The 12,809-nt window shown below is 54.1% G+C and carries 13 protein-coding genes and 1 pseudogene; 7 read left to right on the top strand and 7 right to left on the bottom strand.

The window, feature by feature from the left end; genetic code table 11:
- Window positions 1-12: 12 nt before the first annotated feature.
- Both NYE24_RS26175 and NYE24_RS26170 read right to left on the bottom strand, forming a co-directional pair.
- Window positions 13-597, bottom strand: a complete 585-nt coding sequence (locus tag NYE24_RS26175) for a hypothetical protein (RefSeq protein ID WP_235218489.1) — start codon at window positions 595-597, stop codon at window positions 13-15.
- 154 nt (window positions 598-751) lie between these two features.
- Window positions 752-1,657, bottom strand: a complete 906-nt coding sequence (locus NYE24_RS26170) for a L,D-transpeptidase family protein (protein ID WP_342477035.1) — start codon at window positions 1,655-1,657, stop codon at window positions 752-754.
- Window positions 1,658-1,914: 257 nt separating this feature from the next.
- On the opposite strand from NYE24_RS26170, the gene NYE24_RS26165 reads away from it, so the two are divergent.
- Entirely contained in the window at window positions 1,915-2,472 is a 558-nt protein-coding gene (locus tag NYE24_RS26165; RefSeq protein ID WP_063829045.1) for a hypothetical protein, read from the top strand.
- 118 nt (window positions 2,473-2,590) lie between these two features.
- Here the strand turns inward: NYE24_RS26165 and NYE24_RS26160 are convergent, their stop codons facing one another.
- The gene (locus NYE24_RS26160) at window positions 2,591-3,574 is read right to left on the bottom strand and encodes a sugar kinase (protein WP_342477034.1); all 984 of its coding nucleotides are present in this window, start codon (window positions 3,572-3,574) and stop codon (window positions 2,591-2,593) included.
- Window positions 3,571-4,626, bottom strand: a complete 1,056-nt coding sequence (locus NYE24_RS26155; RefSeq protein ID WP_342477033.1) for an SPFH domain-containing protein — start codon at window positions 4,624-4,626, stop codon at window positions 3,571-3,573. Before NYE24_RS26155 ends, NYE24_RS26160 begins: the two co-directional genes overlap by 4 nt.
- 282 nt (window positions 4,627-4,908) lie before the next feature.
- On the opposite strand from NYE24_RS26155, the gene NYE24_RS26150 reads away from it, so the two are divergent.
- On the top strand, window positions 4,909-5,913 hold the full coding sequence (locus tag NYE24_RS26150) for an ABC transporter substrate-binding protein (protein ID WP_036697372.1): 1,005 nt from the start codon (window positions 4,909-4,911) through the stop codon (window positions 5,911-5,913).
- Window positions 5,914-6,050: 137 nt separating this feature from the next.
- Window positions 6,051-7,742 (top strand): helix-turn-helix domain-containing protein, encoded by a 1,692-nt coding sequence (locus NYE24_RS26145; RefSeq protein ID WP_342477032.1) that lies wholly within the window; start codon window positions 6,051-6,053, stop codon window positions 7,740-7,742.
- Between the two features lie 13 nt (window positions 7,743-7,755).
- Here NYE24_RS26145 and NYE24_RS26140 read toward each other — a convergent pair whose 3' ends face one another.
- Window positions 7,756-8,448, bottom strand: coding sequence for a copper homeostasis protein CutC (locus tag NYE24_RS26140; protein WP_342477031.1), 693 nt, complete (start codon window positions 8,446-8,448; stop codon window positions 7,756-7,758).
- 54 nt (window positions 8,449-8,502) lie between these two features.
- Between NYE24_RS26140 and NYE24_RS26135 the strand changes: the two are divergent.
- The 3 genes and pseudogenes from NYE24_RS26135 to NYE24_RS26125 all read left to right on the top strand — a co-directional run.
- Window positions 8,503-8,622: pseudogene (locus tag NYE24_RS26135) on the top strand (GNAT family N-acetyltransferase); the annotation flags it as partial.
- Window positions 8,623-8,742: 120 nt separating this feature from the next.
- Window positions 8,743-9,414: a sensor domain-containing protein gene (locus NYE24_RS26130; protein WP_342477030.1), complete on the top strand. Its 672-nt coding sequence runs from the start codon at window positions 8,743-8,745 to the stop codon at window positions 9,412-9,414.
- Between the two features lie 111 nt (window positions 9,415-9,525).
- Window positions 9,526-10,128, top strand: a complete 603-nt coding sequence (locus tag NYE24_RS26125) for a hypothetical protein (RefSeq protein WP_036697380.1) — start codon at window positions 9,526-9,528, stop codon at window positions 10,126-10,128.
- A gap of 28 nt (window positions 10,129-10,156) precedes the next feature.
- Here the strand turns inward: NYE24_RS26125 and NYE24_RS26120 are convergent, their stop codons facing one another.
- Entirely contained in the window at window positions 10,157-10,684 is a 528-nt protein-coding gene (locus NYE24_RS26120) for an NUDIX domain-containing protein (RefSeq protein ID WP_342477029.1), read from the bottom strand.
- 201 nt (window positions 10,685-10,885) lie between these two features.
- On the opposite strand from NYE24_RS26120, the gene NYE24_RS26115 reads away from it, so the two are divergent.
- Window positions 10,886-11,620 carry a glycerophosphodiester phosphodiesterase gene (locus tag NYE24_RS26115; protein ID WP_342477028.1) on the top strand — a complete coding sequence of 245 codons (735 nt, stop codon included), beginning with the start codon at window positions 10,886-10,888 and terminating at the stop codon, window positions 11,618-11,620.
- A 209-nt stretch (window positions 11,621-11,829) separates the two neighbouring features.
- Here the strand turns inward: NYE24_RS26115 and NYE24_RS26110 are convergent, their stop codons facing one another.
- Window positions 11,830-12,660 carry a GGDEF domain-containing protein gene (locus NYE24_RS26110; protein ID WP_143804444.1) on the bottom strand — a complete coding sequence of 277 codons (831 nt, stop codon included), beginning with the start codon at window positions 12,658-12,660 and terminating at the stop codon, window positions 11,830-11,832.
- Between the last annotated feature and the right edge of the window lie 149 nt (window positions 12,661-12,809).

The following is a 12,809-nucleotide window of genomic DNA, read 5'->3' as shown; positions in this document are numbered from 1 at the left end:
TAATCGAATTAATCACTCGTTCCCAGCACACTCTTCCCCTGCACATACCTGCACATACCTGCCCACATGCTGCAAAATCTCACGATTCTGCTGCACGATGATCCGCTTAGCCTGATACTCCTCGGTTAATGCCATGATTGCAGGAATACCCTCCCTCCTGAAGCTGCGGTTCCATTCCAGCAGCATGATCCGGAGATACTTGAACGACTGCTTATAATTCCCCTGCTCCAGCCCCAGTCTGGTCTTCATGAACCTGCGGATGACCCGGGCATCCTGTACATAAGCCTTAGGCTGAATCAGAAAAATCAGATCCGCTTGCCGGAAGCTTTCTGTTCCCCATTTGTAATGTACGCCCTCTATAATCCACGACTCCGCATCCATAGCTTCCGCGAGCTTGGCATCCCGCACCTCCGGGGAGTTCTTGGTATTGTCCCTGCGATCCCAGACAAAATTATCCGTCTCATAGCAAGGAATTCCGTAACTTTGAGCTAATTTCCGGGCGATATATGTCTTCCCGCTCCCGCAGCCGCCTATAATCCGTACTCTAATCTTCAGTCCCTCCCCTGGAAGATCAAGAATATAACAAATCTCTCTCATATTACTATTCTCTATGTATCCTGTCACTCTACTCCACCCGGTTAAACATTTGAAGCCAGCCGATCAATGTTTGATAGGCTGGCTTCTGGAGCCGCAGTGTATGGCGGCATCTTGGTTGGATAATCCCTGGCTGGTGCAGCAGTATCCTGCTGCTTTACAGCTTCACTGCTCCCTCTTTAGCGTTCCAGGTGAACGGCAGGCCGAACAGCGGCGTTAAGCTGCCCAGCGGAATGTACAGGCGGCCGTCTACACTTTTGGAGGCTAGCATCTCCACTGTTTTGCCGTTCACTTTGGCTTTCGTGCTAAGCGGCTTGTGAACTGCTGTATTCTTGCCTATTGTGATGATAAGCGCTCCGGTTCCCGCCTCCTGCATCAGGCTTCCGCCCAGCAGCTTCACGGATTCACTCAGTGGAATATACACCCGCGAATCCTCCAGCAGGAAGGAATTCTTCACTTGCAGCTTCTCCCCGCCCTTGACAAAAGCTCCCGCAATCATTGTAGATCCCATACGGTAGCCGTTCTTCTCGGCAATGGCCGCCATCTCAAGCCCGGAGGTTGTAATGATGACCCGGGTGTTCTTCGCAATCTTCGGATACAGCCAGTGAATATCATCATTGTGCATGCGGATGCATCCGGCGCTGACATATTTACCGATAGAGGATTCATTGTTGTTGCCGTGAATGGCATAGGTGGTGCCGTAAGTGTCATTGACCTCCAGCCCCAGCCAGCGGTCCCCCAGCGGATTGGCCGGATCTCCTCCGGGAATCTTATCCTTGTAGTAGGGTCTGTTCTTGATTTTGACCACCATCTTGAAGCTGCCTTCAGGCGTCAGGCTTTTCGTTTTGCCAGTAGCGACCGGAAAAACCTTCACCAGCTTGCCATCGCTGTAATACGCCAGTTTGTTCGTTTTTTTGTTCACAATGATCAGATCTGAGGAAGACGATGCCGCCGCGGCCGATCCTGTGAAGCATGCGGTCAAAAGCATTACAAATACCAGTGTAAATGCGATGCTTTTGGGAAAATATATTTGAATCCGGCTTGCCTGTTCACGCTGACTCATAGTTGCCCCCACCTCCAGGTTATGGATGATTCTGGATTGTCTTTTCTACATAGACGTTCATTTGCCGCAATAGTTGCACAGCAGCCTGTACCTATTCTTATCAACTCGTCCCGCCCGGAGTGACGCAACGTTTGCAATATTGTAACCGTTCTTGGCGGAAGCGCCTCAATTGCACCCGAGGCATGAATATTCGCCAGTCCCATCAGAGATAATAAGCCCGCATGACCATAACACCCATCTCAAGGAGGCCAAAAATAGTGAATACCAACTCATCTGCACAGATCCGGGAATGCGAGCAAATCGTTCAGCAGCTGATGGCACAGACCCAGCAGGGAACGCAGAATTACCAGCAGCTTCTTCAGCAGGAGCAGCAGGATGCCGCCAAGCTCCAGGAGCTTAGCCAGCATAACAGCAAGGCCATTCAGATGATCCAGCAGGCGCTGCAGGGCCATCAGACCGCGATGCAGCAGCTAGAGCAGATCTCGCAGTCGGTCAGATCGATGGAGCAGTTCCCGCAGACTTCCGGCTTCAATACCCATACAAGCATTCCAAGCTTCAATTCCGGGAACCAGATGGGACTAATGCATTCTATGGGACAGAGCCAACCAATGGGGCAAAGCCACAATACAGGAATGGGAGGGTATAACTCTTCCTTCAGCCCGTCCTTCACTTCAAACAGCCAGCCGGTGAACTCACTGCATAGCCCGATTAATGCGGGGATCAACCACCAGCCGATGCATACGCCAATGCAGACACCAATGTCCGCAGGCTCCTCCTATAACACTCCAATGAATCAGGGACGAAGCTTCCAGTAGGAAGCGCGGGGAGCATATACGATTATATTTCGAAAAAGGGTTCTCTCAGACCGCAGCAGCGGAAGCTGAGAGAACCCTTTTGGCGTACGCGCCCCGCCATGAACGGTCTGCTCTTCGTCTAGACTACCAGCCTGCCCGTCTTCTCCGCCAGCCCAACCGTCGCTTCCACCCCGGAGTTGAACTCCAGATAATCGCTCTCCACTCCATCGCTGAAGATCACGCCGTCCTCCGGCATCTGCGAAGTGATGCGCAGCGGCAGACTGCTGCTGATTCTCCCGAATACCAGCTCTGCTGAAGTCGTCCGGCTTGGAAAAGGCTCCCGCACGGTGAAATACAGCTCGGGATGATTCCAGGCCAGCCCGCTGCCCGCGCTAACTGCGGCAATCTCCGCAGACACCTGGGCTGTCCGTTCAACCTCTGCATCCTTCATTTGTGCGGCACGGCTGACGATTCCTGCGGCTCCGGCGAGCACACTCTTGAGCCAACCCGTGGAGCCCAGGCCAGTCGAGACAATGATGCCGCTGGAGGATTGCTGCTCCAGCTGCCCGTTCAGCTCCAGCTGATACCGGGCTGAGACATGGGTCCGGCGGCCGATGAACAGATCGTTCACCCCGTATAGGCTCTGGCCGTCATTCAGCTCCACCTTGGCAAGGGTAACCTCACAGACCTGGCGCTGGGCGCGCAGCACCTCACTCACCACTTGCCGCACCTCCTTGACCCTGAAGGGCAACAGCACGCCATCCCAGCGCAGCGGATCAGGATTCACCCCGATCAGCGGCTGCTCGTGAAGGTATTTCAGCGTGTTGGCGACCAGACCGTCCTGGCCCAGGACCACTACGGTATCCTCGGCCCCAAAGATGAAATTCGGCACATGCTGCCGCTCCAGCACCTGGAGCCGGCCGATGGCGCTGAGCTCGGTCACTGCGGTCTCCACGGCTTTGCGGTATTGGAAATCCTCGCTTAAGTAGTCGCTGAAATCGGCTCCCAGCCGTTCAATATAAAACTGGGCCTGCTGGATCGTATTGTAGCGGACCACAAGCTCCTCCAGGCGAGTCTTGCGTTTGATCAGTATGATTTTGTTCTCCGATCCCCGGCTGCTCATCGTCCGTCACCTCCTCTGTCTGCTCCGGCTCCGCCTCCTGCGGAACCGGCCATGATTCCTTGCAGCAGATCCGGCGTAATGTTAAGCTGGCCGATCTTCCCGGCGTTCTCCGCCAGCTCCTGGAAGGCGATGGCGATTAGCTTATCCGGGTTCATGCCTACATTCGTCAGCGCCTGCAGGACGTTAGGCGATACATTTTGCAGCGAATTCATTACCGCCGTCAGCTCGTAAGCCTTGGCATCTGCTTCGGCTCTCTTATTCAATATGGCCAGCTCAATCAGCGCCTGCTTCTTCTTCTCCAGCTCCGTATCAAAAATCAGCTGCTCTTCCTTCATCTCATTCTGCTTCTGCTTCGCTGAACGGTCAGAATCCAGCAGCGCCTCACGCATCTGTCTCTTCTTCGTCTGAACGGCGATCTCCGTATTCAGCTCATTCTCCTTCACCCGCCGCTCCTGCTCAATCGAAGCATTGCGCCGCTCATATAGCGCATTATCCGCGCTGCGGAGCATCTCCTCCCTGGCCTGCGCCTCCAAAGCCCGCAGCGTCTCCTTATTCGGTACAATTGCCAGAATGGACAAGCCCATCAGCTCAATGCCCAGCTTCTCAATCTCCGCACTCTGGCCGATTTCATGAGTAATCATCTTGGCAAGACGTTCACTCGACTGGATAGCCTCCTTTAGCGGGAGCTGCCCGAGCTGCTTCTTGGTCAGGACCTTGGCGATATTAATCACCCGCTGGGCCAGCTTGTGCGGATCGTCGGAGAGATAGGTGTTCTTTTTGAGATTATAGGTGTAGTTAAGGATCTGGGTGGTCTTGCGGTAATCGGCAATCCGGTAGGTCAGCTGTCCCTGGACGGTTACCGTCTGATAATCCGCCGTAATTTCCTCGAACATGAAGGGAACATCTATCGAAGAGACAGGCACCACAACCACCGAAGTCGTCGGCGCATAATAATGAAAAGAAAGCCCGACCCCTTCACGTACTACCTTGCCATTCTTCACCTTAAGCACATAATCACTGGGCTGAAATTTCACGAACCGGAATCCGAACATGGTCATTACCTCCTATGGGTTGTATTCTGAGTCATCTGCTAAGCAGAGGGGAACCCAGTTATTAATTAGTTGTTATTATTAATTTATTATTAACAACATCATAGCAGACTATGTTGATATTATCAATATGTTATTAACAAAACAAGCAATTTTTTTTGTACAAAATCAATTCCTGCATTGCGTTTTGTCTATTGAGTAACTCCTGACTATAATTTATGATGACTTCAACGAGAATGATTATCATTATTGGTAATTACACTACCTTTGGGAGGCATACATATCATGAACAAGGCAAGATCCACCTTAGCCATCCTGTGCATCATCTTCCTGATGAGCACCTTACTGCTCGGCTGCAGCAGCAATAAGGAGCAGAACAGCCAGGCATCGGCACCTACCGCCGCTCCTGCTGCGGAAGCTACTGCTGAAGCTTCGGCCACGGCTGCGGCTGTAGCTGCAACCCGATCATACACGGATTACAAAGGCCATACGGCGGAGATTCCTGTGCATCCGCAGCGGATTATCTACTCTGGAGAAACGTACGGCGATCTGACCGCAATCGGTGTACAGGCCATCGGCTATCCGCTCTCCATGGCTGAAGGCCAGGTATTCGAGGACAAGCTCACTGGCGTGGAAGATGTAGGATTCCCGATTAACCTGGAGAAGACGATTGAGCTTCAGCCCGACCTGATCATCTATGCCGGCATTGAGGAAGCAGATTACGAGGCTCTGTCCAAAATTGCTCCAACAATTATCTTCAACACCTTCGCCCCGCTGAAGGAACGGATGCTGGAAATTGGAGATATCCTGGGCAAGAAGCCTGAAGCGGAGGCTTGGCTGGCACAGTATGCGGCGAAGGAAGAGGCGATGTGGGCGCAGCTTAAGGCTTCGGGCATGAAGGACGGCGAGACGGCTTCCGTCTTCACTTATTATCCGGGAGACCGGCTGTTTGTAATGGCAACGACCGGCCTCTCGCAGGTGTTGTACGGAGAGCAAGGCTTCAAGCCTTCCCCAGCCATTCAACAGGTACTGGACGACGATATGGGCTTTCAGGAAATCTCGCTGGAGGTGCTGCAGGAATATGCCGGGGACCGGATCTTCCTCCTGACTCCGGTAGCGGAAGAGGCTAAGCAATCCACTGATAAGCTGCTGGAAAGCGCGGTGTGGACAAGCCTGCCCGCCGTCAAAAACGGCTTCGTCTACACACAGGACATCATGAAGACCTCCAGTGATGCTACCACAAGAGAATGGCTGCTCGGTGAGATTCCTGCCATGCTGGGCAAGCAATAGTCGCGGTGGCAGACAGACTGAAAAGCAGCTTATCAACGCCTGTTGATAAGCTGCTTTATTTTATATACAATATTGTTTATTGATAATCATTCTCAATATAATTCAATTTTAATCTGCCCTGAAAGGAGAACCAAGCCTTGCGCCAGCCTGCCCATCCCGCTCAACCTCTGTCGCCGCCCCCTCCTGCCCCTCTCCGTTCTCTGCTGTTTCAAATGAAGGGCATTGAGCTGGTGATGCAGAGCGCTGACACCGTATCGGCCGTGCGGACTGCGGAGCAGCATACACTTCTGCTGTTTACAGGCGGACGCGGTGAACTCCGCATCACAGATCAGGTCACACTCTCTGTACATACGGACAAGTGTTGTCTGCTGCCTCCCGGAACCTCGTACAGTCTGGATAACCGGGAGCTGACGCTTTATTATTATGTGCTGACTTTTGCCGCTTTTACTACAGGGGATTCCCCTGCATTCTGCCTGGATGAACTGCTCCCGGGGCAAAAGGAGCTGATTGTCCACCCCTTCACCAGAGTGATCCGGCTGGCCGAAGAGCTGCTTGCACACCCTAACGGCGGGGATGACCTCCAGTATGTCAGACAACAGCTCCGCTTCCAGGAGCTGCTGCTCCTGCTGCTTGAACAGAACTACTCCACCCGCCAACTGCCTAGTCCGGCGCAATCGGTGGAGAGCACTGTACACTTCATGCAGCAGCATTATAGGGAGAGCATCACGGTGAAGCAGCTCGCGGAGCTGGCAGGTGTCTCCCCCTGGCAATACACTCCGATCTTCCAGAAACTGACCGGACAGCGCCCGCTCGATTATCTGACAGATGTGCGCATTGGGCACTCGAAGACTTATCTGCTTGAATCCTCTGAGCCGCTTCGCGAGATTGCCCGGCGGGTCGGCTTCTCCGACGAATACTACTTCAGCCGCCGCTTCCGGCAGAAGACGGGAGTGACTCCCGGGCAATATGCCCGTTCGCAGCAGCGCCGGATTACCGTCACGGACTGGACCGGACATTCGGTGGACATCCCGGAGCGTCCGAAGCGCGTTGTCTACCACGGGGAGACCCTGGGCGATGTGCTGGCACTGGGGGTGAAGCCTGTCGGCGGCGGCGAGGCGTTCGCCCGGGGCAGCGTCTATAGCCACCGGGTCAAGCGCTTAGCCAATGTGGGGTTTCCGCTGGACCCGCAGTTGACCCGTTCCGTCCGCCCTGACCTGATCATCCTCGCAAGCCCGGATGAACAGGTCTACCGCGGGGTATCCGGCATTGCGCCGTCCCTCACCTTCGACTCCTTCGCACCGCTGGAGCAGCGGCTGCGGACGCTGGGGGAGTGGCTCGGGAAGCAGCGCGAAGCTGAGGTCTGGCTGCAAGCCTACCATGCGAAGAACGCCGCCATGTGGCAGCGTCTGTACGCCGGAGGGCTGCGGGCTGGTGAAACAGCTTCGGCGCTGTTCTATGACCATGGCAACCATCTATACGCCATGGGAATGACCGGCTTGTCCACGGCCCTGTATGCCCCTGGCGGCCTGCAGCCGGCAGCGGCGATCAAGGACATTCTGGACAAGGACCTGGGGTTCCGCGAAGTGGACCCTGCGATGCTGCACAGCTACGCCGGGGACCGTGTCTTCATGCTGATTCCAGAGCGGGAGGACTCGCGGGAAGCCATGCAGGAGCTGCTCCAGACAGAGCTCTGGAGTAGTCTGCCTGCCGTGGAGCAGGGCCATGCCTACATGCTGGATGGAGCCAAATGGAATTCCGGCGATGCGCTGACCCGGGAGCGGCTGCTCACACTGCTGCCCAGACTGCTGGGCGCTCAGAAAGGGGAGTAGCCTGAGCACCCTTCTAGGGCTTGAGAAGAGCACGTATGGCTGCGAGCCGCTCCGGGTCTATCGGCTTCAGCGGGTCGCCGTCCTCCCGGACTGCCGAACCAAAGTGTACCCGGCGAACGCCGGTCCGTGTAACGAAATCCTTCAGGTCAGCGGCATTCAGGCCGCTGCCTGCCAGGATGGAGAGGGAAGAACCGGCAGACAGCCGTTCCAGTACAGCAAGTCTCACCATACCGCCAGGCGTATTGGCAGCAGCAGTCCCGCCGGACGTCAGGATATCCGTAATCTGCGGATACCGCCTCAGAACCTCTAGAGCTTCAAGCTGGTCCTGCACCTCGTCGAAAGCACGGTGGAAGGTAACCTCCATCCCCGCTGCCCTATCCAGCAGCCGGCTCAGCAGCTCTTCGTCTATCGTCCGGTCCTCCCGGAGCATTCCCATCACCACAGACAGCCCGCCTACCCCGGCTATATGGCGGATATCGCGCAGCATGGTCTCCACATCGGATGCATTATACACGAAGGAACGTGCATGCGGCCTCACCATTACTCTCACCGGAATACTGACCTGCTCCCGGACCGCTTCAATCAGGCCCAGACTGGGCGTTAATCCGCCCTCCCTGATGCCTGTGACCAGTTCAATCCGGTTAGCACCATAATGCTCCGCTATAACCGCATCACTTACCGTAGTAGCTATAACCTCTAACAGCATAAATTGCTCCACTCCCCTTCTTGGTTGTAATCCTTGTAAACTGCCTTACCCTTCGATCCGTCCAATCTGCTCTATCAGTCACGGGGATATATAGAGGCCGGGCAAATTCCTGACTATGTTATTTCTTCCAGCGGAGGCATGGATGCCACGGTAATCTATTACAAACAGCAATAATCAGAAACTGCACTAGACCAGAGACCAGGATTTTTCCCGCCTTTTGGAGAGTGTGTTCTCTGGATGAAGCCTCTATACTGAAGAAGTTGAAATTTGGAAATTCGGAATGGAGCGGTCTGAATGATAAGACAAAGTATATACGCGTGGAAAATATTGATGCTCTCCCTGCCCAAAGGAATCATTGCCTTCGTCATTGCTGTTACGGGTCTGAGTGCAAGCCTGCCTCTGATTATTGTATGGGTGGGGTTGCCTCTGCTGGCCCTGACCTTGGCCTGGTGCCGCAGGATGATGTCCGGTGAACACAAGGTGGTTGAAGCCTGGTCCAGCGGTAACAGCCGCGGGGGAGCCGGGCAGCCTGCTGCCGCAGATCATGCCCCCGCCTTCCACTGGGAGGGGCTGCGGACATTAGGACACCAGCTCCGCGAAAGGGAGTCGTACCGGGGAATCCTGTACAGCCTCCTCCAGCTGCCCGCAGGCATTCTCGGCTTCACACTTGCGCTGGTCCTGCCTACGGTTGCCTTCAGCGCTCTTCTGTCGCCTTTGGCCCAGCGAATCAGTGCATCGATATTCTCCTATGATTTGAATATGCTGGACCCGGAGTTCTTCTTCTTCCTATCCGGCACAACCTCGGACGAACGCTCGTGGATTCTATGCGGAACCGGATTTGTGCTGCTGCTGATTCTACCGCTGCTGCTTGTGGGTCTTGGACGTTTGTACGCGGCCTGGATCAGTGCAGTCTCAGGCACACATGTGAATTCCAGCAATACCCCGCTTGAAGTCATACATACCTGATCTCTTCCCGCATATCTATTAATAGTTCACTTGCCAAAGCTTACGAAGCGGGTTGTCCCCAAAGTAATTGCAGAAAGGGCGGCCCGCACAACCTTGTGAGGAGGCGGTTCAGTGCTCATGATCCTGGTGTATCTGTTTGCTGTGCTTGGCGTGTCTCTCCTGCTCTTGGCTGCGGTTCTTCAGTACAGACTCTCCCGTCCCAGGGCAGCGGGCCATAGCGGGGCTACCTATGCCCTGTCATCCTTCAGCCTGAAATTCCCCCAGCGGTTCATTACCCCGGACGAATCCCATCTGATTGCCCTGGACGAAGAAGGCCAGGCACTGGCCATCGGGCTGCTGCATCCGGGTAAGCCGGAGCCGGCGACAGCCACCATGTATACGTTCGATGCCATCCTTGGAGCAGAGATTGTCGAGAATTCCTTGACGCTCAGTAAAGTCAGCAAGACCAGCCGGATTACCACCAGTGCACCAAGAGTACGGGCAGGCGCTGCCGCTAGTTATGAATTTACAGACGCTGTGCCGGAAGGCAGTCCTGCCGAAGAGATCCGCGAGCTGACACTCAGAATCTATTTTAGCAGCGCAGATACGCCTGTGGTATCCATCCCTTTTCTCCCGCCGCTCCTGCCGGCCCGCAAAACAGATCTGCAATATTCCGCAGCCTTCCTGGAGGTGCAGCAGGTACATGAAAGAATCCGCGACATCGTCTCTGCATAAGGAAAACCGTAGCCTTCAGAATTCGCAATTACCGGACAACCGCTGTAAAATCCTCCAGAGCCCTCCCCTGTCTCAGCTTATCAATGATGGTGAGCAGGAAGCTCTCCGCGAGGCTGCCTGGTAATATGGCGTCAACAGCTTCATCCAGTGTGAACCAGGCGGCGTGGTCCAGCTCGTCGCTCATGGCACTTAAGTCATCCGTGTCAGCCACACTGATGTAATTGAGCATTAAAGTATTAGACGGGGCGAAATACTGGCTGCGCATATATTCATAAGCAATCACCTCAAGCCCCGCTTCTTCCTTCACTTCACGGATCAGGGCCGCTTCGGCGTTCTCTCCCTTATTCACATACCCGGCGAGCAGAATGTAATCCTTGCGCTTATACTGCTGGATGAGCAGGATTCTATCGAGACTCCGGTTCAGTACGGCTGTACTCATCGCTGTGCTGAACACAGGGAATCTGAAGGCGGCGCAGGATTCGCAATAGGGTACCTCTCCTTCTCCATTGCATTCCTTCATAACCAGACGGGTTCCGCATTCCAGACAAAACTTCAAGCTCTATCGCTTCTTTCTGTATGTAGTATAGTTGATGTCTATTCTAAGCGATTGCTTCCAAACGTACCACGATAAAATTTCAGGAACCCGTCCTTTATACCGATGGGGGACAGGGTTTCTTGCCGTGATGTGGAATATACTATAAGGGGCCCGGACACTACGGGCTGCATTACATCATAGAGATGGAGGGAACTACTCGACATGAACATCATTAATTTCGCGCATCGCGGCGCATCCGCAGCCGCCCCGGAGAACACAATGGCGGCCTTCCGCAAGGGTCTTGAGCTTGGTGCAACCGGCATTGAGACCGACGTACAGCTGACCAGTGACGGAGCAGTAGTAGTGATCCATGATGAGAGTCTTAACCGTACCACTTCAGGCAGCGGTTATGTGAAGGATAAGACGCTTCGTGAGATACTGGAGGTAGACGCAGGCTCCTGGTTCAGCCCTGAGTTCGCAGAAGAACGGATTCCGACACTGGACGAGCTGCTGGATCTGCTGCAGGGCCGGGAGACGATTCTGAATATAGAGCTTAAGAACGGGACCTTCCTCTATCCCGGCATGGAAGAGAAGGTAATCGCCGCTGTCCGGGAGCAGGGTATGAGTGAGCGGGTCGTGATCTCCAGCTTCAATCATTATTCCCTAGCCTACTGCAAGTCGCTGGCACCGGAGATCCGTACGGGTATTCTCTACGGCGAGGGACTGTACCGTCCTTGGAATTACGCGGCAACCTTGCAGGCGGATGCGCTGCATGCCCATCATTCCTCGGTGCTGCCGGAGTTCGTGAACGCCGCTGCAGAGAAAGGCATTGTCTATCATCCGTGGACGGTTAATGATCCCGAGCGGATGCAGGCATTAATCGAAGCTGAGGTGGCGGGAATTATTACCGATCATCCGGATATTCTAGCCGGGCTTTTGGCTGCCAGAGGCGTCTGACTTATGGAACACGGCTGCGCTGTCCATAGGACGGCGCAGTCCGGCGGGTGAACGAGTGGAATTCTGTACATCTCATTTGGCGTCACAGGTATTCAACAAAAAAACAGCTGGAATAAAGCACTTAATCGGCCCCGATTTTCTCAGAATCCATTGGATTCGGCAGATTAAGTGTACATTTTCCAACTGCTTACTTGTAAGACTTATAAACCTTATTGCGCTCTTGAGCTGCTGACCAGCTTCACGGAAGGAATGCGGCCCTCCTGCTTGTATACAGCACAACGCCCGCTCCCCAGCTGCTTGGCATTGTACATAGCCGAATCCGCCTCCTGAAGCAGCTGCTTCGGATCGATCCGGCCCTGACTTATCGTGATCCCGACACTCGCGGACACGAATAATTCATGGCTCTCCAGCTTATAGGTACGGGTGATGCGCTCCAGAACCTTAAGAGCAAGCTGCTCTGCCTCCTTGCGGCTGTAGCGTTTGGCGATAATGACGAATTCATCTCCGCCCACCCGGAAAATATGCCGCTTGCCCTTGCAGGTGAATTGCTGCAGGCTGGTTCCAACGGCCTCCAGTAACAGATCCCCTGTATGATGGCCGAGGGTATCGTTAATCGATTTGAACCGGTTCAGGTCGAGATATAATACTGCAAGCTGCTCGCTCATTTTGCAATGATCCCAGAAATGATCCATTCCGTTCTTATTCAGCAGGCCGGTCAGCGTATCCCGGTATGCCAATTCCTTGAGCTGCTCACGCTCCCCAAGGATCATGCGCATCCGCAGGAACAGATACAGAATACCGGCAAGTGTCAGCATGTACAGGAACAAAGAGATCAGCAGACTTCTGCCTTCTGTAGTGAAGCCGGTTAAGGCTCTTCTGCCGAGCAGATGCATGCCGGAAAGTCCGGCACTAATCACCAGCACCACAAGACTCGAGCGGACTGCCCGGGTTCTTTGCGTTTGTCGGGAGAAATCCCTTGTCAGTCTAAGCGAGCTATATACGGTCAGTACCCCTATAAGTATGGATAGAATTGTCAACATATAATTGCGGGCCTCTTCCACTAGTCTTACGCCCTCCTTCAGCCTATCAATGAATTTATGAATTTATGAATTTATCGCTTTCAAGCGCTACTGTACAGGAACAGACTGAACAAATTCTGAACAACTCCGGCAAGAGGCACTGTAAATGA

The sequence above is a fragment of the Paenibacillus sp. FSL H7-0350 genome, from assembly GCF_038593195.1.
Classification (GTDB): Bacteria; Bacillota; Bacilli; order Paenibacillales; family Paenibacillaceae; genus Paenibacillus_AQ.
This window is presented reverse-complemented; position numbering and strand designations above follow the sequence as displayed.